26 protein-coding genes are annotated in these 25101 nt (G+C 38.3%); 8 read left to right on the top strand and 18 right to left on the bottom strand.

Going from position 1 to position 25101, the window contains the following annotated elements; translation table 11 throughout:
• Nucleotides 1-3: 3 nt before the first annotated feature.
• The 11 genes from LB467_RS02485 to mraZ all read right to left on the bottom strand — a co-directional run bounded on the left by LB467_RS02485 (nucleotide 4) and on the right by mraZ (nucleotide 12436).
• The gene (locus tag LB467_RS02485; RefSeq protein WP_224472441.1) at nucleotides 4-720 is read right to left on the bottom strand and encodes a cell division protein FtsQ/DivIB; all 717 of its coding nucleotides are present in this window, start codon (nucleotides 718-720) and stop codon (nucleotides 4-6) included.
• Nucleotides 710-2065, bottom strand: a complete 1356-nt coding sequence (gene murC / locus LB467_RS02480) for a UDP-N-acetylmuramate--L-alanine ligase (RefSeq protein ID WP_224472440.1) — start codon at nucleotides 2063-2065, stop codon at nucleotides 710-712. Before murC ends, LB467_RS02485 begins: the two co-directional genes overlap by 11 nt.
• Nucleotides 2066-2126: 61 nt before the next feature.
• Entirely contained in the window at nucleotides 2127-3218 is a 1092-nt protein-coding gene (gene murG, locus LB467_RS02475) for an undecaprenyldiphospho-muramoylpentapeptide beta-N-acetylglucosaminyltransferase (RefSeq protein WP_224472518.1), read from the bottom strand.
• Nucleotides 3219-3316: 98 nt separating this feature from the next.
• A complete protein-coding gene (locus LB467_RS02470) occupies nucleotides 3317-4525 on the bottom strand; it encodes an FtsW/RodA/SpoVE family cell cycle protein (RefSeq protein ID WP_224472439.1) in 1209 nt (402 codons plus the stop codon).
• A 126-nt stretch (nucleotides 4526-4651) separates the two neighbouring features.
• The gene (murD, locus tag LB467_RS02465; protein WP_224472438.1) at nucleotides 4652-6019 is read right to left on the bottom strand and encodes a UDP-N-acetylmuramoyl-L-alanine--D-glutamate ligase; all 1368 of its coding nucleotides are present in this window, start codon (nucleotides 6017-6019) and stop codon (nucleotides 4652-4654) included.
• Nucleotides 6020-6025: 6 nt separating this feature from the next.
• Nucleotides 6026-7264: a phospho-N-acetylmuramoyl-pentapeptide-transferase gene (gene mraY / locus LB467_RS02460; RefSeq protein WP_224472437.1), complete on the bottom strand. Its 1239-nt coding sequence runs from the start codon at nucleotides 7262-7264 to the stop codon at nucleotides 6026-6028.
• A 35-nt stretch (nucleotides 7265-7299) separates the two neighbouring features.
• Nucleotides 7300-8766: a UDP-N-acetylmuramoyl-L-alanyl-D-glutamate--2,6-diaminopimelate ligase gene (locus LB467_RS02455; protein ID WP_224472436.1), complete on the bottom strand. Its 1467-nt coding sequence runs from the start codon at nucleotides 8764-8766 to the stop codon at nucleotides 7300-7302.
• A complete protein-coding gene (locus LB467_RS02450) occupies nucleotides 8763-10754 on the bottom strand; it encodes a penicillin-binding protein (protein ID WP_224472435.1) in 1992 nt (663 codons plus the stop codon). The genes LB467_RS02455 and LB467_RS02450 overlap by 4 nt, the downstream gene beginning before the upstream one ends.
• The gene (locus tag LB467_RS02445; RefSeq protein ID WP_224472434.1) at nucleotides 10755-11072 is read right to left on the bottom strand and encodes an FtsL-like putative cell division protein; all 318 of its coding nucleotides are present in this window, start codon (nucleotides 11070-11072) and stop codon (nucleotides 10755-10757) included.
• Between the two features lie 13 nt (nucleotides 11073-11085).
• On the bottom strand, nucleotides 11086-11982 hold the full coding sequence (gene rsmH, locus LB467_RS02440; RefSeq protein WP_224472433.1) for a 16S rRNA (cytosine(1402)-N(4))-methyltransferase RsmH: 897 nt from the start codon (nucleotides 11980-11982) through the stop codon (nucleotides 11086-11088).
• Nucleotides 11969-12436 (bottom strand): division/cell wall cluster transcriptional repressor MraZ, encoded by a 468-nt coding sequence (mraZ, locus tag LB467_RS02435; RefSeq protein ID WP_224472432.1) that lies wholly within the window; start codon nucleotides 12434-12436, stop codon nucleotides 11969-11971. Before mraZ ends, rsmH begins: the two co-directional genes overlap by 14 nt.
• Nucleotides 12437-12716: 280 nt before the next feature.
• Here mraZ and LB467_RS02430 point away from each other — a divergent pair, with 280 nt between their 5' ends.
• Together LB467_RS02430 and yihA are read left to right on the top strand one after the other, a co-directional pair.
• Complete coding sequence (locus LB467_RS02430; protein ID WP_224472431.1) at nucleotides 12717-13484, top strand: alpha/beta fold hydrolase; 768 nt, start codon at nucleotides 12717-12719, stop codon at nucleotides 13482-13484.
• A gap of 68 nt (nucleotides 13485-13552) precedes the next feature.
• Nucleotides 13553-14170, top strand: a complete 618-nt coding sequence (gene yihA / locus LB467_RS02425; protein WP_224472430.1) for a ribosome biogenesis GTP-binding protein YihA/YsxC — start codon at nucleotides 13553-13555, stop codon at nucleotides 14168-14170.
• Nucleotides 14171-14174: 4 nt separating this feature from the next.
• On the opposite strand, the gene LB467_RS02420 is transcribed toward yihA, so the two are convergent.
• The 3 genes from LB467_RS02420 to gldB form a co-directional block, all read right to left on the bottom strand.
• Nucleotides 14175-14534 carry a GTPase gene (locus LB467_RS02420; RefSeq protein ID WP_224472429.1) on the bottom strand — a complete coding sequence of 120 codons (360 nt, stop codon included), beginning with the start codon at nucleotides 14532-14534 and terminating at the stop codon, nucleotides 14175-14177.
• 80 nt (nucleotides 14535-14614) lie between these two features.
• On the bottom strand, nucleotides 14615-14953 hold the full coding sequence (gene gldC / locus LB467_RS02415; protein WP_224472428.1) for a gliding motility protein GldC: 339 nt from the start codon (nucleotides 14951-14953) through the stop codon (nucleotides 14615-14617).
• Entirely contained in the window at nucleotides 14953-15912 is a 960-nt protein-coding gene (gene gldB / locus LB467_RS02410; RefSeq protein WP_224472427.1) for a gliding motility lipoprotein GldB, read from the bottom strand. Before gldB ends, gldC begins: the two co-directional genes overlap by 1 nt.
• A gap of 105 nt (nucleotides 15913-16017) precedes the next feature.
• On the opposite strand from gldB, the gene nadE reads away from it, so the two are divergent.
• Nucleotides 16018-16809: an NAD(+) synthase gene (gene nadE / locus LB467_RS02405; protein ID WP_224472426.1), complete on the top strand. Its 792-nt coding sequence runs from the start codon at nucleotides 16018-16020 to the stop codon at nucleotides 16807-16809.
• A gap of 113 nt (nucleotides 16810-16922) precedes the next feature.
• Nucleotides 16923-17561 carry a response regulator gene (locus LB467_RS02400; protein ID WP_224472425.1) on the top strand — a complete coding sequence of 213 codons (639 nt, stop codon included), beginning with the start codon at nucleotides 16923-16925 and terminating at the stop codon, nucleotides 17559-17561.
• Here the strand turns inward: LB467_RS02400 and dnaG are convergent.
• From dnaG to LB467_RS02380, 4 genes are all read right to left on the bottom strand, one after another.
• Nucleotides 17554-19518: a DNA primase gene (gene dnaG / locus LB467_RS02395; RefSeq protein ID WP_224472424.1), complete on the bottom strand. Its 1965-nt coding sequence runs from the start codon at nucleotides 19516-19518 to the stop codon at nucleotides 17554-17556. The genes LB467_RS02400 and dnaG overlap by 8 nt on opposite strands.
• Nucleotides 19519-19726: 208 nt before the next feature.
• Complete coding sequence (locus LB467_RS02390) at nucleotides 19727-20779, bottom strand: porin family protein (RefSeq protein WP_224472423.1); 1053 nt, start codon at nucleotides 20777-20779, stop codon at nucleotides 19727-19729.
• Between the two features lie 56 nt (nucleotides 20780-20835).
• Nucleotides 20836-21597, bottom strand: coding sequence for a hypothetical protein (locus LB467_RS02385; RefSeq protein WP_224472422.1), 762 nt, complete (start codon nucleotides 21595-21597; stop codon nucleotides 20836-20838).
• The gene (locus LB467_RS02380) at nucleotides 21584-22144 is read right to left on the bottom strand and encodes an RNA polymerase sigma factor (protein ID WP_224472421.1); all 561 of its coding nucleotides are present in this window, start codon (nucleotides 22142-22144) and stop codon (nucleotides 21584-21586) included. Before LB467_RS02380 ends, LB467_RS02385 begins: the two co-directional genes overlap by 14 nt.
• A gap of 133 nt (nucleotides 22145-22277) precedes the next feature.
• On the opposite strand from LB467_RS02380, the gene rluF reads away from it, so the two are divergent.
• The 4 genes from rluF to LB467_RS02360 all read left to right on the top strand — a co-directional run bounded on the left by rluF (nucleotide 22278) and on the right by LB467_RS02360 (nucleotide 25071).
• Nucleotides 22278-23093 (top strand): 23S rRNA pseudouridine(2604) synthase RluF, encoded by an 816-nt coding sequence (gene rluF / locus LB467_RS02375; RefSeq protein ID WP_224472420.1) that lies wholly within the window; start codon nucleotides 22278-22280, stop codon nucleotides 23091-23093.
• Between the two features lie 85 nt (nucleotides 23094-23178).
• Complete coding sequence (locus LB467_RS02370) at nucleotides 23179-23601, top strand: VOC family protein (RefSeq protein ID WP_224472419.1); 423 nt, start codon at nucleotides 23179-23181, stop codon at nucleotides 23599-23601.
• Nucleotides 23602-23619: 18 nt separating this feature from the next.
• Nucleotides 23620-24639 (top strand): AI-2E family transporter, encoded by a 1020-nt coding sequence (locus LB467_RS02365; RefSeq protein ID WP_224472418.1) that lies wholly within the window; start codon nucleotides 23620-23622, stop codon nucleotides 24637-24639.
• 30 nt (nucleotides 24640-24669) lie between these two features.
• On the top strand, nucleotides 24670-25071 hold the full coding sequence (locus LB467_RS02360; protein ID WP_317196333.1) for a YkvA family protein: 402 nt from the start codon (nucleotides 24670-24672) through the stop codon (nucleotides 25069-25071).
• The last annotated feature ends 30 nt before the right edge of the window (nucleotides 25072-25101 follow it).

Here is a 25101-nt window from a genome sequence, read left to right as displayed (position 1 = left end):
AATTTACTTTTTAGTGCAAACAACCTGATCTCCAAATTGCAAATTCACTTTTTTGTAGGTCTCTAATTTGTCGTCTTGTAAAGCTTTTTTATAAAATGCTTTAAAATTATTGAACTTCAGGGCTATATCTTCGGCTTTACCGAAATACACCTTAAAGTCAAGCTTTCTTATTTCCAGTTCAAATTTATCTCCGGGCAAACGCCTAATGCCGGTAATAAGCCTCGTCAAAAATTCATCTTTCTGAATATAATCTACTAAAGGATATGCCTTTTCTACATTGCTGGAATCTATTCCCAAAACCAATGGCACTCGTGCGGCATAATATGGCGATAATGGCATTACACGGCCATTTCTGTCTAAATAAAAAGAAGAATTTCCCACTATTCTACCAATGGGTTTACGCTGACTTATTTTTGTCTGGAGTTTCCCGTCCAGACTTAAAAAAACTTCAGCATTTTCTATCATATCGTGATTATTCAAAAGGCTTTCTACCTTATTCAAATCTAAAATTTCTTTGTCTATGCCCGCCGCGGCCACATCATTTTGTATCAACAACTTATTAACCGCTTCCTCAGTAACATACAGGTTTTCACCTGTAACAAATTGCACTTTTACCTCGCTCACTTTTCGGGAATTATTCCGTTTTTCAGCAAAACCAAATAGAAAACCCACTAAAATGAGCAAAACAGGAAGTTTTATATAATTTAGTTTAAGCTTCATCTTGCAAGGCGTTTTTTACAGATTCCACTTCTTCCCCTATACTGCCGGCACCCATAAGCACCACAACTTCGGGATTTGATTTTTTTATTTCTTCAATGATATTTTCTTTCTGAATTAATTTCTTTGAATTATTATTTACTTTCTCCAGAAGCCAGCTTGAGCTAACACCTTCAATTGGCAACTCTCTAGCCGGATAAATATCCAACAAAAGCAATTCATCAAACAAAGCCAGACTTTCGCCAAAATCATCTGCAAAATCCCTGGTTCTACTGAACAAATGCGGCTGAAAAACCGCCAGTACTTTCTTACCGGGATGCATTTCCCTTATTGCCTGATTTACCGCAGCGATCTCTGCCGGATGATGTGCATAATCGTCTATAAGCACCAGTTTATCTGACTTAATCTTATAGGAAAATCTTCGTCTAACACCTTTAAAACTATATAACGCCCTGGTCAGCTTGGGGATTGGGGATCCAAATTGGATAGCCATCGCCAGGGCGGTTATAGCATTTAGCAAATTGTGTTTGCCGGGTAGATTAAACATAAAACCTTTAATAACTCCTTTGGGAGTTTTAAGATCAAAATGGTAAGTCCCATTTTCAATCTTTATATTTTTTGCCGAATAATCAGCATCGTCTTCTATTCCAAAAGTGATTCCTTCAATAGGCAGACCGTTTTTCACGAATAAAGTCCCATTTTCAGGAACCAGTTTAGCGAACTGCCTAAAGGTATTTTCCAGTTCTTCCTTCTTCCCATAAATATCCAAATGATCGGCATCCATAGAGGTTATGGCTGCAATATTTGGCGAAAGATGAAGAAAAGACCTATCAAATTCATCGGCTTCAACTACAATAACTTCGTCGCCTTTCAGGATCAAATTGCTTTGAATATCTTCACTAATTCCTCCTAAAAATCCGGTGACTTTTGCGTCGGTTTCTTTAAGTAAATGACCTAAAATTGCAGTGGTCGTGGTTTTACCGTGAGTTCCGGCCACAGCCAAAGTGGTTTTTCCTTTAGAGATCAACCCAAGGACAGCAGCTCTTTTCTTTAACGTAAATTCATAATTTCTGAAATACGCCAACTGTTCATGTGCCTCCGGGACTGCCGGGGTATAAACGACCAGTGTATTTTTTTTATCTGTAAATTCAGCAGGAACAGCATTCATTTTTTCATCATAAACCACAACAATATTTTCGGCTTCCAGCGTTCTGGTAAGTGAAGTTGAAGTTTTATCGTAACCGGCTACATTTTTCCCCTGGAATCTAAAGTAACGCGCTAACGCACTCATCCCAATACCGCCAATGCCGATAAAATAAATATTTTGTATGTGGTTTAAATCCTGCATTTTATGTTTTAAATCTCACGTCATTCTGAATTTATTTCAGAATCTATTTTCTTTCAAAATCTTATTTAACTAATTTCTCTACTTCATCTACAATCCTGGCGGTCGCATTTGGCAATGCCAGTTTTTTAATATTTTCAGCAAGCTCTTTTTGCTTTTTATCTGAAGTCATTAAAGCGAAAAACTCAGTTTCAAATTTTTCTTCCAGTTCATTTTCCTTCAACATCATCGCGGCATTTTTATTTACAACCGCCATTGCGTTTTTTGCCTGGTGGTCTTCAGCAACATTTGGCGAAGGAACAAAAAGCACCGGTTTTCCTACAATACTTAATTCTGAAACCGTACCGGCCCCCGCCCTGGAAATAATCACATCGGCAGCACCGTAAGCCAGGTTCATTTCATTCAGAAATAAATGTGTTTGCACCAAACCTGAATTATATTTTTTATATTCTTCGAAATACAGCTTTCCGGTTTGCCAGATAAGCTGAATATTATCCTTTTTAAACTTTTCTAAATTGGCTTCTACCAATTGATTTATTCTTCTTGCTCCAAGGCTTCCTCCCAAAACCAGGACAACTTTTTTATCTTTTTCCAGTCCAAAATGCGCAAGTGCCTTCTCCCTGTTTTTATCGATTTTCAGCAAATCCTGCCGTACCGGATTACCGGTAACTATGGTTTTTTCGGCAGGAAAAAATCGCTTTACTTCTTCGTAAGCGGCACAAATTTTATCGGCCTTTTTTGCCAGAATCTTATTGGTAATACCCGGAAAAGAATTCTGCTCCTGGATAAGGCTGGGTATTCCTTTTGAACTCGCTACTTTTAGTAATGGCCCACTAGCAAATCCACCGGTTCCAATTACCACATCGGGCTTAAAACCCCGTATTATCTGCCTTGATTTCGCCAGGCTACTCAGGAGTTTAAAAGGAAACATCAAATTGCCCAATGTTAACTTTCGCTGAATTCCACTAATCCAAAGACCTTCTATTTTGTAACCTGCCTGTGGTACTTTCTCCATCTCCATCCTGTCACTGGCACCAACAAACAATATTTCTGATTCAGGATAACGGGCTTTTATCTCGTTGGCAATAGCAATCGCCGGGTAAATATGCCCGCCGGTGCCGCCTCCAGATAATATTACACGTAAATCCTTTTTCATCATTTTAAAATTTTAATCCCATTATTGGAATTTTCACCAAAGGCTTATAATCATATTCCTGTCTATCGCAAATTTCTGCATCCAGCATCATGCTGTTTTTAGATCGCTTCACTTAAAATATCTAACGGGTTTTCATCGTCCAATTCCTTTTCAGCTTCTTCTCGTTCTTTCATTTCCTCACGTTTGGCGCTTACGCTTAAAATAATTCCCAGTGCCATACAGGTCATCCAAATGGAAGTTCCTCCGCTACTTATTAAAGGCAAAGTTTGCCCCGTAACCGGAAACAGCTCCACCGCAACGCCCATATTTATCAAAGCCTGTAAAATTATAGGCAAACCAACGCCCATAACCAGTAATTTCCCAAAAACTGTATTCGCTTTTGTCGCTACAATCACAATTCTAAAAAGCAACATTAAATAGGCAAGCATTACTCCGAATGCCCCTAATAACCCCATTTCCTCAACAATTATCGCATAGATAAAATCTGAGGAAGATTGTGGCAAAAAATTTCGTTGCACACTTTTACCAATTCCCGTTCCTGCCACACCACCACTGGCAATTGCGATTTTAGCCTTTTCTATTTGATAATCTGCTTCGGTGTCTTCATCATTAGAAAAATTCTCTATCCTGCTCGCCCAGGTATCTACCCTGTTGGGCAAAAGTCCCGGAAAAGCTTTCGCTGTTAGGATGAACATTGTCAATAAAAGCAGACCTGCCGCTACAATAATTCCAAGGTATTTTATAGGATATCCACCTAAAAACATAAGCACCAGTACCATAGAAAAAATGATAGCCGTTGTGGAGAAATTGGCCGGCAAAATTAATAATAATACTACTCCCACAGGCAGCCAAAGTGGTAAAATTGACTCCTTAAAAGTGAGATTTTCATTGGTCTTTTTAGAGAGGTATCTCGCCACATAGATCATTAGAACCACCGATGCCAAGGTAGATGACTGAAATGAAACACCTAAGCCCGGAATTTGGATCCATCTACTCGCATAAGCACCGTCAATCATGGTTCCCTGGGCCACTGTATAAATTAACAACACAATTACAACCGGCAAAAATAAAATGGAAAGCCCCCTGAAATAATGATAAGGAATTTTATGCACGGCAAAGAGCAAACAAAAACCTAAAAGCAAGTGGAAGAAATGCACCACCACGTACTGGAAAGTGCTTCCATCACCATATAAATACGCAAGGTTACTACTGGCGCTGTAGACCGGCAAAAATGAAAATATTGCAAGCAACGCAGCCGTAGCCCAGATAACCTTATCGCCTTTAAGATTTAAAAAAATGTTGCTCATTTAATTCTTTTTAATCTGTCTATTTTTTTACGTCATTCTGAACTCGTTTCAGAATCTAAGGTCTTAGTAATAAAAACATGTTAGAAGCTGAAACGAGTTCAGCTTGACGAAACCAGACCTTCCTATTTAAAGGTTTCTAATAGCTTCTTTAAACTGTCGGCCTCTGTCTTCATAATTCTCAAAAAGATCAAAACTTGCACAAGCCGGAGAAAGCAATACTGAATCCCCTTTTTCGGAAAGCCTGTAAGCCATTCTTACAGCTTCCTTCATAGATTGTGTTTCTACAATGGTATCTACGCAATTCCCAAAATTCTGCATCAATTTTCTATTGTCTATTCCCAGGCAAATAATTGCCTTTACTTTTTCATTTACCAAGGGCAAAAGGTCGTCGTAAACATTTCCTTTATCTACCCCACCAACAATCCAAACGGTTTCGCTTTCCATACTTTCCAAAGCATAAAAAGTCGCGTTCACATTAGTAGCCTTAGAATCGTTGATGTACTGCACATTATTAATTTTAAGCACTTTTTCAAGTCGATGTTCCACCCCCTGAAAACTCTCCATACTTTCACGAATAGTTTCTTTTCTAATTCGTAATAATTGGGAAACAGTGGCCGCAGCCATCGCATTCTTGGTATTGTGTTTACCCTGCAAACCTAATTTTGTTGTTGGCATATTAAATTGGTTGTTTTCTATATTGACAATAATATTTTCGTTCTCTATGTATGAACCGTTCTCCACTTTTTGCTGAAGTGAAAACGGCAATTTTTGCGCTTTTACGGGATGTTCCTCTAACCAGTTAGTGATAATTTCATCATCTAAATCGTAGATAAAAAAATCTTCTTCAGTTTGATTTTCGGCAATCCTGAATTTTGAAAAAACGTAATTCACAAGTTTATGCTCGTAACGGTCTAAATGATCGGGTGTGATATTGGTTAAAACCGAAATATCCGGCCTAAAATCTTTAATCCCGTCTAACTGAAAACTGCTTAATTCCAGTACAAACCAGTCGGGAGTGGTTTCAGCAACTTGTTTTGCAAAGCTGTCTCCTACGTTCCCGGCCATTCCCACTTTTATGCCAGCATTTTTTAAAATGTGGTATACAAATTTCGTGGTGGTTGTTTTACCGTTGCTCCCCGTAATCCCAATAATTTTTGCCGAAGTAAAAGCAGCAGCAAATTCAATTTCTGAAATCACCGGAATGCCTTTTTGCTCCAGCTGCTTTACGATAGCTACTGAATCTGGTATTCCCGGACTTTTCATCACTACCTCTGCATCTAAAATTTTAACTTCAGTATGCGTTTCCTCTTCCCAATCGATTTTTAATCCTTCAAAAACCGATTTATACTTCTCCTTTATTTTTCCTTTATCTGAAACAAAAACATCAAAACCTTCCTTAACCCCCAAAATAGCAGTCCCGGCACCGCTTTCGCCGCCCCCAAGGATCACCAGTTTTTTAGCGGAATTGTTAGTATTTTGAGTTTCAATTTTCACTATTTCTTATCTTACTTTTAACGTGATTATGCTTACAATGGCCAGGAAAATCCCAATAATCCAGAAGCGCACTACTATTTTACTTTCGTGATATCCTTTTTTCTGATAATGATGGTGCAAAGGCGACATCAGGAAAATCCTTCGACCTTCGCCATATTTTCTCTTGGTGATTTTAAACCAGCCAACCTGAAGAACCACGGAGAGGTTTTCCATTAAAAAGATTCCGCATAAAATAGGGATCAGTAATTCTTTTCTGGTGGCGATTGCGAGTACGGCTATAATTCCACCAATGGTCAAACTACCGGTATCCCCCATAAAAACCTGGGCCGGATAGGTGTTGTACCATAAAAAACCAACCAAAGCCCCCGCAAAGGCACTTATAAAAATCGTCATCTCACCCGATCGGGGGATGTACATAATATTGAGATAATCTGAAAAAATAATGTTACCAGAAACCCAGGCAAAAATCCCCAGTGTAAGCACAATTATGGCTGATGATCCCGCTGCGAGACCATCAATTCCGTCAGTTAAATTAGCACCGTTGGAAACCGCGGTCACAATAAAAATCACGATAGGTATAAAAATCAGCCAGGCGTAATTCTTTAATGCCGGGTCTATCCAACTAATTAAACTCGAGTAATCGAATTCGTTATTTTTCACAAAAGGAATTGTGGTGGTGGTAGTTTTAATTTCAGGCCCCATTTCCCTTATATTCTGAAAACTATCTACCAATTCTTGTTGTTCCGGCGCAGGCTCGTTGGTCTCTTCCTTTACGGTAACTCCCGGATGCAGAAACAAAGTGCCGCCTACAATGATTCCTAAACCAACCTGGCCCAGAACCTTAAATTTTCCCTTAAGGCCTTCTTTATCCTTCTTAAAAGTTTTAATGTAATCGTCTATAAAACCTATAGCTCCCATCCAAATTGTGGTTACTATAAGCAGGATCACATAAATATTCTCCAATTTGGCAAACAGTAAAACAGGAATTAGCGTGGCGAAGATTATAATCACCCCGCCCATAGTTGGTGTACCCGCTTTTTCGCTTTGTCCTCTTAACCCAAGGTCACGTACACTTTCTCCAACCTGTTTTGCCTGTAAATAATTGATTATTCTTTTTCCGTAGATAGTAGAAATAGCCAAAGAAAAAATTATAGCCATAGCCGATCTAAAAGAGATATACTCAAACAAGCGCGCCCCGGGCACCTGGTATTCTGCATCTAAATATTGAAATAAATAGTATAACATAGTTTCTGGTTATTCTTCCAGTGGAAAAAGTGGGCTTACTTATTTAATTGTTTCAAAAATTCGGTAACTATCTTAAGGTCATCGAAATCTTTACGCTCTCCATTCACCTCCTGATAAGTCTCGTGACCTTTCCCGGCGATTAGGATAATATCATTCTCCCTCGCCATTTGACAAGCTGTTTTTATAGCTTGCTTGCGGTTGGTCACCGACATGATTTTCTTATAATTCTGCGGTTCAACTCCAGCCTCAACATCTTCTATAATCGTTTCCGGATCTTCCGTTCTTGGGTTATCGCTGGTAAAAACCACCTTGGTACTCAAAGCCGAAGCGATATGCCCCATTTTAGGCCTTTTTGTTTTATCACGATCTCCACCGCAGCCTACAACAGTAATAAGCTCTTCATTTTTTGTACGGATGCTGTTTATAGTTTCCAGCACATTTTTTAAAGCATCAGGCGTATGGGCGTAATCTACAATCGCAGTAATCTTTTCTTTTCCCGAAATGATATATTGAAACCTTCCGCTAACCGAATTGAGTTCACTTATAATCTTTAGACTTTCCAGGGTTTCCAAACCTAAAAGTTCTGCAGTAGCATAAATCGCCAATACATTGTAAGCATTAAAACTTCCAATTAAGCGCGTCCATAATTCCTGGTCGTTTACTTTCAGTAATAATCCGGTGAAAGAATTTTCAAGGATTTGTGCTTTATAATCGGCGTAAGATTTTAGGGCGTAGGTATATTTTTGTGCTTTTGTATTTTGAAGCATTACCTGACCATTTTTATCATCGGTATTCGCCAGTGCAAATGCCGAAGCCGGTAATTCGTCAAAAAAGCGTTTTTTCACATCGCGGTATTCCGCGAAACTGTTGTGATAATCTAAATGATCGTGGCTAAGATTAGTAAAAATCCCACCGGCAAACTCCAGAGCGGTAGTTCTATGCTGATCTATGCCGTGAGAACTAACCTCCATAAAGCAAAACTCCACCCCTTCATCATTCATTTGCTTTAAATAGTTGTTGATAGTGATAGAATCTGGGGTAGTCCTAACCGCATCATAAGAATTTTCAGCAACCATCACTTTCACCGTAGAAAGTAAACCAACTTTAAATCCGGCTTTTGTAAATAGGTTATATAAAAGTGTGGCGATAGTGGTTTTTCCATTAGTCCCGGTAACCCCTATAAGTTTTAATTTTTCCGAAGGATTATCATAATAATTGGCAGCCATAAAGGCTAAAGCGCGCTGGGCATTTTCAACTTTTATATAAGTAACCCCATTTACGAGTTCCTTCGGTAATTCCTCGCAAACTACCGCAAGTGCTCCTTTATTTATCGCCTGGTTTATAAACTCGTGCCCATCTGAAATACTTCCACGAATAGCTACAAAAGCATCATTTAACTCAACTTTTCTTGAATCAAACTGTAGCTTGTTAATAGTTACCGAAGTATTTCCAACTACGGCATCGATTTGTACTTTATATAATATGTCTTTTAAGACTCTCAACCTATATTTAAATTTACTTGCTGATTAGTTTTTATTTTCTGTCCCGCCGATATTGATTGCCCGCTAACTCTTCCTGTTCCCTGAAAAGTCACTTTCAAACCAAGGTTTTCTAAAAGCGAAACAGCATCCATTGCTGGCATTCCGGTTACATCTGGCATCACTATTTTCTCATTGTCAATTTTCGCGTAATAAGCTTCAAAATCGTCTGTGACTTTATCATTCTGAATATCCAGGGATGGCAGGGTGTCCATCACCGGGGTATCGGTATAAATTTTTTGGGCGATTTGCTTAAAAACCGGGGCTGCAACGATATTTCCGTAGTAACCTTTACTCTTATTAGGCTTGTGAATAATTACGATACAGGAATATTTAGGATCCTCTGCCGGAAAGTATCCCGCGAAAGAAGAAATATATCTTCCGGGTTCTATCCAATATTCTACCTGGCAGGTACCTGTTTTACCAGCCATTGAAAAATTGGGCGTATAAATATTTGCAGCTGTACCTTTCTCTACAGTTTGCTGCATCATTTTTTGAAGTTTTTTAGCGGTTTCAGGAGAACAAATCCTTGGATTCATCACTTCCCGTTCAACCTTCAAAATACTTTTATCCCATTCCTTTACTTCTTTAATAAACCTTGGTTTTACCATTTCACCATTGTTGGCAATGGCATTGTAAAAGTTTAAAGTTTGCAAAGGCGTAATGGAAACCCCATAACCAAAAGCCATCCACGGAAGACTTAAACCATTCCAGTTTTTATCTTTAGGATGTGGAATTTTAGGAGAGCCTTCCCCTTTGATATCCAGGCCAATTTTACTGTTTAAGCCCATCTCGTATAACTTGTCTACGAATTTGGCAGGATTGTCTTTATACCCTTCAGTAATAATTTTTGTAAAAGCAGTATTGGATGAAACTTCAAATGCCTTTGCAGCAGAGATCTTCCCATAACCTCCATGACGGGAATCCCTAACCGGTCTTCCGTAGTATCGCACCACGCCGTTTTCGGTATCTATTACCGAGCTGGTATCAATTACATTATCTTCCAGCGCGGCAGTCATCGCCATTAACTTAAATGTTGAGCCGGGTTCGTGCGATTCATAAACCGCATAGTTTCTTTTTTCAAAATAAGTTCCGTTCTCGGTGCGACCAAGATTAGACATTGCTTTGATCTCGCCGGTTTTGGTTTCCATCACCACTACGGTACCGTGATCGGCTTCAAAATGCTCCAGTTGTTTTAGTAATGCGTGGTGCGCAATATCCTGAATATTTACATCTATGGTAGAGATCACATCATAACCATCTTTTGGCTCTACTTCATTATTATCACTGATTGGTTTCCACTGACCTTTGGCAATTTTTTGTTTTAATCGGCGGCCATCGGTTCCTCTTAAATAAGAACTAAAAGCTCCTTCCAGGCCCACACGGGTGAAATAGCCATTTTCATCCTGGCGCTCGTAGCCAACGGTTCGCTCTCCCATTTTTCCAAGCGGATGCTCACGAACTGTTCTTTGCTCTACGATTATCCCACCTCTATAAGTTCCCAGATTGAACATTGGAAAGCTTTTTACTTTCATATATTCAGAATATCCAAGGTTTTTAGCAATAGGCAGATAACGCTGGCCGTTAGCCCTTGCCTGTCTTAAATATTGAGACCAATAAGCAGAAGACTTTCCAAACATTTCAGTAAGACTATTGGAAAGCGGCACTATATTTTCCTGAAAATTTTTATCAGAAACGGTAACTGCATCAAACCTGATATCGTACTTGGGAACCGACGTTGCCAAAAGATTTCCTTTAGCATCATATAAATTACCGCGACTGGAAGGAATTTTAAAACTCCGCACGGTGCGTTCTTCAGCCAGGTTACGATAATAATCTCCTTCTACAAACTGAATATCAAGCAGCTTCACACCCACCCCAACGGCGAAAACGAACATACAGGCCGCAACCACGTATAATCTATTCAATATGCCTTTTTCAGATGTAGCCATTTACTCCTTTATATTCACTTTTATTTTATACGGTGGATTCTCGGAAGGGAGAATTCCCCGGTCTTTCATTTTTTGGGTAATTGTAGATTCCATTTTAATTCGCATAAGCGCAGAACGACGATCTACAAATTCACTTTTTAATTCCCTTACTTCAGTATGAAGTCTTGCGATCTTATGCACCTTGCTTTCTGCACTGTGCGAACTCGCAATCATAATAATAGCGAGCAGCGTACAAAAAACTATAAAGCGCCAGTTGTTCACCGCATCCCTGCTAATAAGAAAATTAGCCCGTAGTATGTTGTAAAAACCTTTTTTCATAAGACCTTAAAAACTATAATTTCTTAGCCACTCTTAACTTGGCACTTCTCGCCCTGTTATTTCCTTTGATCTCTTCAGCAGATGGAACTATAAGCCCACCTACTTTTTTAAATGGAACTGAAATATTTCCGTAGAAATCTTTTTCAGGCTCACCTTCAAACAAACCACTTCTTATATATCTTTTCACCAATCTATCTTCCAGCGAGTGATAAGAAATAAGACTAATTCTCCCATTTTTTACCACCAACTCTTCGGTTTGCTTTAAAAATTCCTTTAAAGCTTCAATTTCCTGGTTTACCTCTATTCGAATTGCCTGATAGATCTGTGCCAGGATTTTATTTTCTTTTCCTTTAAAAAGATGCGGTTTCAACAAATCGTTTAACTGCTCGCTACTTTCTATAGGTTTCTCTTTTCTTGCCTCTACAATCAGGCTTGCCAGCTTTGGTGCATTTTTCAAATCGGCATAATCATAAAACAACATTTTAAGCTGTTCTTCGCCATATTCATTGATCACTTCGTAAGCACTCAGTTTGCTCCCCTGGTTCATTCTCATATCCAGACGCGCATCAAAACGCGTAGAAAAACCTCTTTCAGCCTCATTAAACTGGTGGGAGGAAACACCAAAATCACCTAAAATCCCATCTACTTGTTTAACACCATAAAATCTCAAAAACCTTTTCAGAAACCTGAAGTTTTCGTGAATTAGGGTAAAACGGGAATCTTCAATGGTATTTTGTAAAGCATCTTTGTCCTGATCAAAACCAAAAAGCTTCCCTTCAGGCCCTAGTCTGCTTAAAATTTCCCGGGAATGACCACCACCGCCAAACGTAACATCTACATACACGCCATCCTCCTTAATATTAAGGCCGTCTACTGACTCTTTTAATAAAACCGGATTATGATATTGCATCTAAATCATCGTTTCCCATTACTTCTTCAGCCAATTCGGCAAAATCATCTGAAGTTTCACCAATGGTGTTTTCGTATTTATCTTTATCCCAGATCTCTATAATATTTACTGCTGAAGAAAGCACGATTTCTTTGTTGATTCCGGCAAACCCTACAAGGTCTTTCGGAATTAAAAGCCTCCCATTAGAATCAACTTCCACCATCTTCACTCCTGCCGTAAACCTTCTAATAAAATCGTTATTCTTCTTTTTGAAGCGGTTTAGCCCGTTAATTTTCTGCATTAAAACATTCCATTCCTGCATTGGATACAACTCCAAACAAGGCTGAAAAACCGAACGTTTTAGCACAAAACCATCCTGCAACATAGGCGCAAGCTGCTTTTTTAATGCCGAAGGAACCATTAACCGGCCCTTGGCATCTGCTTTACATTCATATGTCCCAATGAGGTTTACCACTTGTATACTTTATAGAGTCAAATATATTGAAAATTTTACCACATTTTACCACTTTCTACCACTTTGTTGATAAGTTTCTCCACTGTATTTAGCTGAAAGACTATGAAATAGCGCTATTTGTTTAGGTTTCAGAGGCTTGGTTTTTATTGTGCTTTTGGTGTTAAAAATTTTAAAAATGAAGGAAGAAATGCATTTCTTAAATGCCTTTGCTATTTCTCAAAAATGATTATACTTGTAATGAAATCGCTATATTTGCGATTGCTAACCGCAAAGCCAATCAATGAAGAATAATTTAAGGCAAGAGGGAAAGTTTACGTACCTGGAGCAAGGAGAAGGAACCCCGATAGTTATTTTACACGGACTTATGGGCGGTTTAAGTAATTTTGATGGGGTTATAGAGTATTTTCCGAAGCATGGTTATAAAGTGGTAATTCCAGAACTTCCCCTTTACTCCATGTCGCTACTTAAAACCAGCGTGCAGACTTTTGCTAAATATTTAAAAGAATTTGTAGATTTTAAAGGTTACGATAAAGTAATCCTGCTAGGCAACTCACTTGGCGGACATATTGCTTTATTGGCTACCAAATTATATCCTGAAATCGTCCAGGGACTGGTAATTACCGGAAGTTCGGGGCTTTATGAAAATTCAATGGGTGAGAGCTACCCACGTCGTGGGGATTATGAATTTATCAAGAAAAAGGCCCAGGATGTTTTTTATGATCCGGAAGTTGCTTCCAAAGAAATAGTAGACGAAGTTTACGAAACCGTAAGTGATCGTAATAAACTGGTAAAAACCCTTGCCATTGCCAAAAGTGCCATTAGACACAATATGGCCAAAGATCTACCAAAAATGAAAACCCCAACCTGTATTATTTGGGGAAAAGACGATAATGTTACTCCGCCTGAAGTAGCAGAAGATTTTCAGCGTTTGCTTCCAGATGCCGATCTTTACTGGGTAGACAAATGTGGTCATGCCGCAATGATGGAACACCCCATTGTTTTTAACGAGCTGCTTCACGACTGGTTGAAAAAACGAAATTTTAAATAACTCTATAGTGAGGCTTAAGGCAGCTTCATTAAGGCCTATTTCAAAAATCACTTATTAAACATTTTAAGATGAGAATCAAGTCGGCTGAATTTGTAATGAGCAATTCTCGGGTAGATCTATGCCCCGAAAGCAAACTCCCTGAATATGCTTTTATAGGCCGCAGTAATGTTGGAAAATCCTCCTTAATCAATATGCTTACCGGAAGGAAGGCCTTGGCGAAAACCTCAGCCAGACCTGGAAAAACCCAACTTATCAATCATTTTTTGATCAATAAGAACTGGCACCTGGTAGATTTGCCCGGTTATGGCTATGCAAAAGTTTCAAAATCGGCTAAAAGGACGTTTCAGAAATTTATCACGGCATATTTTGAAAAACGAAAGCAAATGGTTTGTGCTTTTGTACTTATAGATAGCAGGCACGAGCCGCAACCTATAGATATGGAATTTATGCAATGGCTTGGGGAGAACAATGTTCCGTTTTGTATCATTTTTACCAAAGCCGATAAAATGAAACCAAAAGCCCTGGAGCGAAATATCAATTTCTACCAGGAAAAAATGCTGGAAAGCTGGGAAGAAATGCCCGAGTTTTTTATTAGCTCAGCAACTTCAAAATTGGGACAGGATGAGATTTTGGATTATATTGAAGCTATAAATATTGAATTGAATTCTTCTGATTCGCCCCGCTAAACAATTAAAGCCTTTCTTCAACAAGCTTAATTAGATCTTCCACATTTTGTGTGCGTTCTAGTTCTTTAGTAGAAATAAAAATCCCCATTTCGCCTTCATCTTCCCATAAAACTATTGGAAAAGTATATTTATAACCGAATTTTGAAGCATACCGCTTCTGAAATTCATCTATATGTAGAAACTCCATTTCTACTTTTGAAGTCTGTCTGTATTTTTTCCAACTTGAGTTTTCAGAAAAAACCCCGTGGGTAACCTTGCAAATACTACAGGCATAAGTATTTGGTTTAATTAACTTATGCAGTGCATCCAGAACCACATTGCGGGTTCCGGAATAAGCATTATAGACAAAAATGAGTTTTTCCAAACCTTTTCTTTAAACGAGATTTAAAAGCCACGGGTATGATTAATTGAACCAAACATCTCTCAGGCTTGACTCAAGGTAGTTTACTTTTGAGTGATTTCAAGTTTTTCAGCAAAATAATCGCAAAAATCTTTCATAGTGGCCGTCATTTTTTGATCCTGAGTGGCACGGTTAAAGGTATCGCTCATAGAAACCAAAGTTTGGTGAAAAAATTTTTTCATCTCATCTATGGGCATATCTTTAGTCCAAAGATCTATTCTCAGGGTTTCCTGGGATTTGCTGTCCCAAACCGAAAGCATTAAAGCCTTGGCATCTTCTTTATAAACATTCCCGTCTTCAGCACTCCAGGTAATTTCTTCGGGCACGCGATTTTCATCGGTAACCACTTCTATATTTATTTCTGATTTTTTAAATTCTGACATTACTTTCTTGGTTTAAAATTGGCTTTATTAAATATCGTTTCAGCATCTGTATTTATCATTTCTTCCAGAGATGCATTGGTTTTTTCCATATAACTGCGCACAATCTGCCAGCCTATATATTGCCCCAGTCTAGCCGGAGATTCGGAGTCAAGCTGCAGATAGAATTTAGAAAAAGGTGCAGGATATAGAAACCTGGAATAAAGTTCAGTATCCGTATCAAAAAACAATTCGTTTTCTACAAAATACCGCCACATTTGAGCCTCGTTATTTTGCGCCCAGGTGAATTCGTCTTCAGTATAACCTATTTTTCCAGCATCAGCTACTTCAGGAATAAGCTTATCTTTTAAGTACAATAACTTCCCGTAATAAATCATGTGCGCCAGGAAAGTCCGGGACCTTGGCCTATCCACATATTTTTCAGCATAAGCATTGGCAACATCGGGAATTATCTGATCCTTTCTAAAATTCTTTTTTAAATAATCCTGAATCCCGATATAGAAATGATGCTCATCCCCTAAATAAGTATCCAGGGAAATAAACAAATAATCATCCTGTAGGATTACTTTATTCTTATAGTCAACTTCAGAAGTTACCGTAAAAACTTTTGGCGCCTCAAATTGTGGAAAATAATATTTTACATGCTGAAAAAGACTGTGGAGTTCGGCTTTTTCATTTTCAAAAGAAGAAAATGCTTTACCAACTTCAGTATCAATTTCCTGCTGAATCGTATCGTTAAGTTTCTCTATCCAAACGCTATCTGAAAACTGCTGCGGAAACAAAAAAGGATATTCCTTCTTCAATCCCATAAGTTTCTGCGGTTTGGCTTCGGCAAATTCACGGTCAAAGCGCACCACCTCAAAATCTACCGGCACTTCTGCGATCTCCTCTTCAATTTTAGCCTCCTCGTTACAGGAAACAAAAGCAATAGCACAAAGCAGCAAAATTATTTTTCTATACATAGGCATTCTTTATGAAGGCTTTAACGCCCTGCCCTTTTAATAATTACGTTTAAATAGTAGATTTGTGTGCAAAGGTATTATTTACAAACTTAATCACCCAAAATTATGGATACTGAAAAAGTGATAGACCATATAGTTAACTGGTTAAAAGATTACGCCACAAATGCCGGAATGAACGGCTTTGTGCTAGGAATTAGCGGTGGAATCGATTCTGCAGTTACCTCAGCACTTTGTGCAAAAACCGGTTTACGCACACTATGTCTTGAAATGCCTATTCACCAACATACAGACCAGGTAAGCAGGGCGCAAAAACATATTGGCTGGTTAAAACAACATTATGCCAATGTAAGCAACCTGCAAGTTAATTTAACTCCTGTTTTTGACGAATTTAAAAATGCGGTTCCGCAGGTTGAAGCATCTGATAGCTTAAAACTTACTCTGGCAAATACCCGGGCGAGATTAAGAATGTCTACTTTATATTATTTTGCCGGCTTACATAACTATCTTGTAGCAGGCACCGGAAATAAAGTTGAAGACTTTGGGGTTGGTTTTTATACCAAATATGGCGATGGCGGTGTAGATCTAAGCCCTATTGCCGACCTTACGAAAACCGAAGTTTATGAAATTGGAAAGTTCCTGGGGATTGACCCGGAAATTGTAAGTGCAGCACCAACCGATGGACTTTTTGGAGACAGCCGTACCGATGAAGAGCAAATTGGGGCCTCTTATCCTGAATTGGAATGGGCCATGAACGAAGCCGAAAAGGGAAAATCGGCTGAAGATTTTGAAGGTCGTAAGCAGGAGGTTTTTAAAATATACAAAAGCCGACACAGGGCTAACTTGCACAAAATGAAACCGATACCAGTTTGCGATATTCCCGTTAATCTTAAAAATTAATCTTTTTATCGAATAATGTGCTCTAAAAATGGAATGATAGGAAAATTCTGTTAAATTTAATAGTATAAATATGCTTGACCTACCCCGGCGTGTTTTTCAACCAACCTAAAATTATGAGTACAGTATTAATTGCAGATCATCACCCTGTGGTGCATGAGGGTATTCGATGCATCCTTAGAAATAATCCGGCGCTAGAGGTAGTAGGTAGCGTATATAGCGGGATGGAACTTTACGGTTTTTTGAGTGAAAACCAGCCAGATGTATTGGTAATAGAAATAGATCTTCCAGAAATAAATGGAATTAATGCGCTTCGCACCATTAAAACTGATTATTCAAAAGTAAAAATTCTTGTTTGTACAGGTCATCCTGAAGAGGTCTATGCATTAAGCGCTATAAAAGCCGGAGCAGCAGGCTATATTTCTAAACTGGCAAAGCCCGAGGATCTTGAAAAAGCCATCTATCAGGTGGCAAGGGGGGGAATTTATCTCAACAAAAAAATCACCGAAAAACTCAATGCCGGGATGTCTCCCGGAAGAAATTTGATCGCTAAATTTAAGAAACTTTCTACAAGGGAATCTGAAGTTCTAAACCTTATCGCTTCCGGAAAAAGAAATAAAGATATTGCTGAAGCACTTTCTATAAATGAAAAAACGGTAAGTACTTACAAGACACGCCTGCTTAAAAAACTACAGGTGGACAATATAGCCGATCTTATTACTAGGTCAAGATTACTTCAGATAAGCACTACATAACCCGATTCAGCTTCTCAGAAAGGACTTTTTTCAGACTAAGATAATCTTTAACATCTTCCAGAATATGCTGGGTTTCCTGCTCTTCGCTGGGAGTTTTCACTTTTTCTGAAAGCTCATTTATCTTCTGATTAATCAAAAACCTACGCAAAGAAAGAATGGTTTCGCTAACGTGCCTGGAAATGGTTTCAGTTTTTGCTTTAACAAAAATGTTTTGCCGGTCCCATTCGTGTAATTTATATTGCTCCTCTTCCATTAAAATAGAAGTGATTTCAGAAGCCTGCTCTGGGTCTATGTCATTAATGAAGTTTTTAACTTCAAATTTTTCTTCACTGTTTAAGCGAGCGATTAATTCAGCATAAATATCCCTGAATTTTGGATTTGCGAAAGCAATTTCATCTTCCTGAAGGTCCAGAAAGATCTTTTCAAAAACCCTGGTTTTTTGCACTTCCTTCTCTAAACTCAGCTCCCCGTCTTCTTTTTCTTTAAGTACCAGGTCTTCAAATTCTTCTTCAATGGTCCCATATTGCAGCAAAAGACTAATAATTTTTTTCTCCAGCTCGTACTGCTCATCAACCTTTGCCGTTTTTGGCTGTGGTTCTTCCTTAACTACATCAAAAGATTTTTTTTGTTGCTGTTGTTGCGGAGAAGTTCTTCCTCTTTTTGCATTAAGCTGCGCCAGGCTTGAAAACAGGACATTTTCAGAAATATCCATTATTCGGGAACATTCCTGCAAATAAACTTCCTGCTGAATGGTATCTGGAATCTTTGAAATACTGTTCACAATATCCCGGATTAACTCAGCTTTTTTCACAGGATCTTTCTTCGCTTCTTCCATAAGCAGCGAAGCTTTGTAACTAATAAAATCCTGCGCGTGCTCTTCCAAATATTCGCTTAAAGCTTCATCTGAATTGTTTTTGGCAAAACTATCGGGATCTTCTCCTTCCGGAAAAGTGCAAACCCGCACATTCATTCCCTGTTCCAGGATTAAGTCTATTCCTCGAAGCGAAGCTCTAATTCCTGCCGCATCACCATCAAAAAGCACGGTGATATTTTTTGTTAATCGGTTGATTAACCGAATTTGATCTGGTGTTAATGCCGTTCCCGAAGAAGAAACTACATTTTCTATCCCACTTTGATGAAACTGGATCACATCAGTATAGCCTTCCACCAAAAAACAATTGTCTTCTTTCGCAATTGCCTGTTTTGCGTAATTAATCCCGTATAAGACCTTACTTTTATGGTAGATATCACTTTCGGGTGAATTCAGGTATTTTGCGGCTTTTTTTTCATTGGTAAGAATTCTACCGCCAAAACCCAGAACCCTGCCAGACATAGAGTGAATAGGGAACATCACCCTTCCTTTAAACCTATCAAACTGCTTCTCGCCTTTTACAATGGTAAGTCCGGTTTTTTCGAGATATTCCAACTTATAAGCTTCAGCAAGAGCTTCTTTGGTAAAATCATCCCACTCGTCTAAAGAATAACCAAGTTCAAACTTTTTAATCGTTTCCAGTGTAAAACCGCGTTCTTTAAAATAGCTTAAACCAATTGCTTTTCCGGGATCGGTTTTATGAAGATTTTTCTGAAAATGTTTATTTGCAAATTCTGAAACCAAATACATACTTTCCCTTTCATCGGCCTGCTGCTTTTGCTCGTCGCTTTGCTGGGTTTCTTCAATCTCAATACCGTATTTTTTGGCCAGGTATTTTATGGCTTCAGGATAGGTGAAATGTTCGTGTTCCATAAGAAAAGCTACCACATTCCCTCCTTTTCCGCTGGAAAAATCCTTCCAGATTTGCTTTACGGGAGAAACCATAAAACTCGGTGTTCGCTCATCACTAAACGGACTTAAACCTTTAAAATTGGAACCCGATTTTTTGAGATTAACAAAATCACCAATCACCTCCTCAACACGGGAGGTTTCAAATACGTTGTCTATGGTGGTTTTTGAAATCAAATTGGGGTTATTTAAGCCTTAGACCTCACAGGTTTTAATCCCGATGCTTCGGGACTGTGAGGTCTGTTTTACGGTAAACAAAATTACTAAATAAAAAGCGGCTAACTCTAAAATTTTATAAGGGATGGCAGTTTTTTGATCCCTCTCTTCAGTGGATAATTCAAGCAACTAAATTTTGGGCGCACGGGCTTCAAAATATAGGGTTTCATTAATCAACATCAAATCGAAGTCCTAAAGAAAAGTTATGTAACTCCATATTTGGATTTTGAAATATTGGGTTTAGATCGTATTTTCCATAAAGCGTGGCGCCTCCCCATCCCAGGTAAGCACTTACCCCGTACACCAAATCATTGGTATTGTAGTTATTTTTTAATTTCTCTTTCACCCTGTCTCCGTCATCTTTATATTTGAGTTTTTGACGTTCTCCAATATTGAACCCGGCGTAGCCACCTAAACCAATTTTCAACATTTTATAGGTAGAAAAATGCAAACGATCTTCGGTTTCAGTTTTTGTGGAAGGACCAATCTCAAAATGAACAGGAACTACCAGGTTATCCATTCTAAATTTAGATTTATTGAGATCCAGGGGGAATTCCTGAAGGTATGTTTCGTCACCATCTTCAACAAAAATACGGTTATCGGTAGGTTTTAAGCCATTAAACTGAAAGGAAAGCCCGTAGCGAACACGCAACCAGTTCGTCTCTTTGAACACCCTTGTTTTCCAGGCCCAGCCAATTTCGAAGAAACGAGATCCGGCCAGTTTAAAATCTGAATCGTTTAAAGTTTGCCCATCAGAAAGTGCGTTGTTAAAACCAGCGGCGACTACCAAATCTGTTGTCGTTCTCTTATCATATTTCTTTTTAGTATTAATATTGATATCCAGAGCTTTTCCTTTGCCGCCAATAGCAATATCATTTTCTGACATATTACCATTTCTGTCCCTAAGCTCCATTTCGTTCTCTAAAATGGCTATTTTATTTTCAATGTTTTTAGCGTGTTTTTCAGCGAACTCCTTCTTTTGTAATTCGGCTTCTTCCTTGGTGATCTTACCTTTTTCCAGCTCGTCGTTTATACGTTCAATCTGATATTTAAGTTTCCCTTTTTCTTTCTCTACAATTTCAGCTTTTTCCTTTTCAAAAAATTCTTTCGCTTTCTCCTCTGAAGTAAGCTCAACTTCTTTTGAAGCAATTTCCTGGGCAGAAACTTCCTGAATGGAAAAATTGAATAATAAAAGTGTGACGTAAAAAATAAGTGTTTTCATAATAATTGGTTTTGATGTTTGATGAATGACCCTGTGGTGGGTTTTTAAATAATTTATTAATAATTTCTATTAGCAACCGCTGTTCTTGCTTTGAGATAACCTTCCTTTAAAACCTCAAAAACCTTTGCTTTAAAAGACTGGTAAATCTCATCTTCTACTTCAGCTAAAAGCGCATTTGCACTTAGCTCAGAATTTGAAATAAACATTTGTGAATTTCTCTCTCTGCTAATCTCGGCAGCTGCCTGGGCCAGTAAAATTTCAACTTCATCTTCAGAGATTTCATCATTTTTTGCAGCTGCGGCGATGATTTCTTCAAGTTTAGATTGAATCAGCTTTTCTTCTGAAATTGATGGTTCCAGGCTAATGGTTTCCAAAGCAATGGCTTCTTCATATTTATTTTCTTCGGAAATTTGCATTTCAGGAGTTTTTTCTTCCGCTACTGAAGTTTCAGTATTCCCGGTAATTTTATTTGTCGCTTTATTTTCAGCTGAAATTCCTTTCTCATTTTTATTTTCTTCAGCAGCGATTTGCGGGTTAGTTTTAGGCACTTCTTTTTTTACTTCCGGTTTTTGGATCATCTCATTGACCGGTTCTTCAACAACCTGCGGGCTTTCTGAAAAATCATTATTCCACATAAATGTTCCTGCAACAAGCAAAGCTCCAACCGCTGCGGCGATATATCTCCAGGGTGTTTTGGAAGTTTTGTTTTCTTCGGTATTTAATTTTACCTCCAATTTTTCCCAACTCCTGGCAGAAGGCTTTATCTGCCTTTCTCCCAGTTTTTCCCGTGCTTGTTTTTCGAATTTATTTAATTCCATAATCCGATGTATTTTGTGTTTTTAGCTGCTCCTGCAACATTTTTCTCGCTTTAGACAACTGCGATTTTGAAGTCCCTTCGGTAATCTTCAGCATTTTCGCAATCTCGGCGTGCTTATATCCTTCTACCGCATACATCACAAAAACCATTTTATAGCCTTCCGGCAATTTGTCTATGAGGTTTTGAATATGCGCTACATTCAGCTCTGTATTCATTTCCGCAGAAAAACCAGGATCGGCAATTTCTTCATCCCTAAAAATCATTTTCTTTTGTGACCTTAAAAAAGAAATCGATTCTCTAACCATAATTTTCCTTATCCAGCCTTCAAAACTTCCCTTAGCTTCAAAATCATTAAGGTGGGTGAATACTTTTAAAAATCCGTTTAGCATTACTTCTTCGGCGTGGTTCATGTCTTTAATATACTGACGGCAAACACCTAGCATTTTTCCCGAATGCAACTCATATAATTCGCGCTGCGCCTTACGGTCTTTTTTAGCCGCACGCTTTATTAACTGAGTTTCGTTTTTAAAGAGTTGAATTACTTTCACCCGATTTTCTAATTAAAAGGCCCTCTATTTACATAGACGCATGAAAGTTACAAAAGGTTGCCTGTACCTCGATTATTTTTTAAAAAATTAGTTTCGCAGTGAATTCTTGTATCTTTGTCTAACAATCTTTTTTATGTCTGAACAGAAGCTTACCCGAATAAATAAATACTTAAGTGAAATTGGTTATTGCTCCCGCCGTACCGCTGACAAACTCATAGATCAGGGCCGGGTGACCATCAATGGAGTTGTTCCTGAAATGGGCACTAAAATAGCTCCCAGTGATGTGGTAAAAGTTGACGGGAAAGCAGTTTCTGAAGAAGAAAAAAAAGAACCAAACGTGTATCTCGCTTTTAACAAGCCGGTAGGCATTGTTTGTACTACCGATACCCGCGTAGAAAAGGATAATATCATTGATTATATAAATTATCCTAAGCGGATTTTCCCAATTGGCAGGCTGGATAAACCCAGCGAAGGACTTATTTTTCTAACCAACGACGGCGATATTGTAAACAAGATTTTACGTGCCAGGAACAACCATGAGAAGGAATATATTGTTACCGTAAACAAACCCATTACTGTAGATTTTATTCGCAGGATGGGAAACGGTATTCCTATTCTGGGAACTACCACCAAAAAATGCGAAGTAGAAAAATTAGGGAAGAACGATTTCAGGATTATACTTACCCAGGGCTTAAACCGCCAAATTCGTAGAATGTGTGAATTTTTAGGTTATGAGGTAAGCGCACTAAAGCGCATTAGAATTATGAACGTTAGTCTGGATGTTCCGGTAGGAAAATGGCGTGACCTTACTAAGGAGGAACTGGACACTATCAACAAAATGGTAGATGAATCCAGCAAGACAGAAGAAGCATCTGCGCTTAAATCTTCCGCTTTAAAAAGCAAACCAAAACCACGCTCGGGTCCCAGACCACGCAAGAACAAATCTTAACACATTATTAGCGCTATTACTTGCCAGCATGTTAAGATTACTTGTTAATTTTAATAGCGTATAATATTTAATTTTATTAAGATTTATGAAGGTACAACCATTTCATTTAGCCATACCGGTTTCAGATTTACAAAAAGCCAGAAAATTCTACAAAGAAACCCTGGGTTGTGGTGAAGGCCGCAGCAGTGACCATTGGGTAGATTTCAATTTTTTTGGCCATCAATTGGTGATTCATTACAAACCGGTTGAAGAAACTGAAAAAGCACATAGCAATCCGGTAGATGGTAAAGATGTACCCGTACCTCACTTTGGAGTGGTTTTAGAATGGGATGTATTCCAGGAATTTGCTAATTTATTAAGATCAAAAAACATTGAGTTTGAAATAGAACCTTATATTCGTTTTGCCGGCCAGGTAGGCGAACAGGCCACGATGTTTTTTAAGGATCCCTGCGGAAATGCCCTGGAATTCAAAGCCTTTAAAAATAAAGATCAAATATTTGCAAAATAACCAACCAATCATAAAAATATGGATAGATTAAAACCGGCACTGGTACGACAGATTTTCGTATTAATGCTTATTCTTTTTTTAACGGTTTTAATTTTTAAAGAAATTGTTCCTTACCTCTCAGGTGTGCTTGGAGCAATTACTTTATATGTGCTTCTGCGTAACTGGATGAAAAAATTGGTGGATAGGGGCTGGAAACCCCCGATATCGGCAGCGCTATTAATGGCCGGTTCTTTTGTGGGCATTTTAGTTCCAATTTCATTGATTGTGATCATGCTTTCTTCAAAAATAAGTAAAGCAGTAGCCAATTCTGAACGGGTAGTAAGAGCAGTTAAAAACCAATTAGCAGAAGCAGAAACCTATATAGGATATAGTTTAAGCGAGTCTATAGATACCTCCTCAGTTACCAATTGGATATCTGGAAACCTGCAAAGCTTAGCAGGTGGTACCTTTGATGCATTTATTGCAATTGGCTTGATGTATTTTATGCTATATTATATGCTAATAAAAAGGGATTCTATGAAATCCTCTCTTATTTCCTATATTCCGTTAGGTAATGAAAATCTACAAATAATAGGGAAAGAAAGCGACCAACTTGTGAAATCTAATGCGTTGGGTATCCCTTTGGTTGCGATCTTCCAGGGAATTATTGCCCTTATTGGGTTTTTGATTTTTGGGGTTCCCGATCCTTTCTTTTGGTTTGTAATTACCGCTATAGGATCCATGATCCCTTTCATTGGGACCGCGATAGGAATTCTTCCGGTAGTGATCCTATTGTTAGCCCAGGGTGATAACTGGCAGGCTATTGCCATGTTAATCTACGGATTTGTGGTAGTTGGCTCTACAGATAATATAATTAGACTTTATATATTAGATCGACTTGCAGCAGTACACCCGCTTATCACCCTATTTGGTGTGATTGTAGGAGTGCAACTTTTTGGCTTTATAGGATTGATATTTGGACCATTGCTGGTTTCCTTGTTTTTACTAATTCTGAAAATTTATAAAAAAGAATACGGCAATGCCCACGACCGACTTTAAAATAGCTACTAATCACAAAATGAAGAAATTATGAACATGTTCAGTAAAAAGAAGAAAGAGATTGACGAGGAATACTTAAAAAAAGGAGTTTCCAAAGTGAAGGATGGTGATGTGGAAATTGCTGCAAAAAATCAGGAGGAAATTGAAGATAAAATTGTTAATGCAGGTGCTTTAAGAAAGTATACCGAACTTGGCAAATTGATGTTTGGGATGCTAAAAGATTATCGCAGCGGAATTTACAGCAACGTCCCGTGGTTTACCATTGCCGCTATTGCTTTTGCGCTCTTATATGTTTTAAATCCGTTAGACCTGATACCAGATTTTATTCCGGGGCTTGGTTATGTAGATGATTTTGCAATCTTAACAATCACCATAAGGTTTATTGAAACCGACCTTCATAAATATTTAGACTGGAAATTAGAAGAAGATTAAACACTTAATATTTTCTGAATTAATAGTAAT

Source organism: Salegentibacter tibetensis, from assembly GCF_020164485.1.
In the GTDB taxonomy this organism is placed as follows: Bacteria; Bacteroidota; Bacteroidia; order Flavobacteriales; family Flavobacteriaceae; genus Salegentibacter; species Salegentibacter tibetensis.
Note: the sequence above shows the minus strand (reverse complement) of the source record. Positions and strands in the feature narration are given on the sequence as shown.

Coding starts and splice junctions, on each gene's coding strand:
- LB467_RS02485 (WP_224472441.1), bottom strand. CDS start 720: ATGAAGCTTAAACTAAATTATATAAAACTTCCTGTTTTGCTCATTTTA.
- murC (WP_224472440.1), bottom strand. CDS start 2,065: ATGCAGGATTTAAACCACATACAAAATATTTATTTTATCGGCATTGGC.
- murG (WP_224472518.1), bottom strand. CDS start 3,218: ATGAAAAAGGATTTACGTGTAATATTATCTGGAGGCGGCACCGGCGGG.
- LB467_RS02470 (WP_224472439.1), bottom strand. CDS start 4,525: ATGAGCAACATTTTTTTAAATCTTAAAGGCGATAAGGTTATCTGGGCT.
- mraY (WP_224472437.1), bottom strand. CDS start 7,264: ATGTTATACTATTTATTTCAATATTTAGATGCAGAATACCAGGTGCCC.
- LB467_RS02450 (WP_224472435.1), bottom strand. CDS start 10,754: ATGGCTACATCTGAAAAAGGCATATTGAATAGATTATACGTGGTTGCG.
- LB467_RS02445 (WP_224472434.1), bottom strand. CDS start 11,072: ATGAAAAAAGGTTTTTACAACATACTACGGGCTAATTTTCTTATTAGC.
- rsmH (WP_224472433.1), bottom strand. CDS start 11,982: ATGCAATATCATAATCCGGTTTTATTAAAAGAGTCAGTAGACGGCCTT.
- LB467_RS02430 (WP_224472431.1), top strand. CDS start 12,717: ATGAAGAATAATTTAAGGCAAGAGGGAAAGTTTACGTACCTGGAGCAA.
- yihA (WP_224472430.1), top strand. CDS start 13,553: ATGAGAATCAAGTCGGCTGAATTTGTAATGAGCAATTCTCGGGTAGAT.
- gldC (WP_224472428.1), bottom strand. CDS start 14,953: ATGTCAGAATTTAAAAAATCAGAAATAAATATAGAAGTGGTTACCGAT.
- gldB (WP_224472427.1), bottom strand. CDS start 15,912: ATGTATAGAAAAATAATTTTGCTGCTTTGTGCTATTGCTTTTGTTTCC.
- nadE (WP_224472426.1), top strand. CDS start 16,018: ATGGATACTGAAAAAGTGATAGACCATATAGTTAACTGGTTAAAAGAT.
- LB467_RS02400 (WP_224472425.1), top strand. CDS start 16,923: ATGAGTACAGTATTAATTGCAGATCATCACCCTGTGGTGCATGAGGGT.
- LB467_RS02390 (WP_224472423.1), bottom strand. CDS start 20,779: ATGAAAACACTTATTTTTTACGTCACACTTTTATTATTCAATTTTTCC.
- LB467_RS02385 (WP_224472422.1), bottom strand. CDS start 21,597: ATGGAATTAAATAAATTCGAAAAACAAGCACGGGAAAAACTGGGAGAA.
- rluF (WP_224472420.1), top strand. CDS start 22,278: ATGTCTGAACAGAAGCTTACCCGAATAAATAAATACTTAAGTGAAATT.
- LB467_RS02370 (WP_224472419.1), top strand. CDS start 23,179: ATGAAGGTACAACCATTTCATTTAGCCATACCGGTTTCAGATTTACAA.
- LB467_RS02365 (WP_224472418.1), top strand. CDS start 23,620: ATGGATAGATTAAAACCGGCACTGGTACGACAGATTTTCGTATTAATG.
- LB467_RS02360 (WP_317196333.1), top strand. CDS start 24,670: ATGAACATGTTCAGTAAAAAGAAGAAAGAGATTGACGAGGAATACTTA.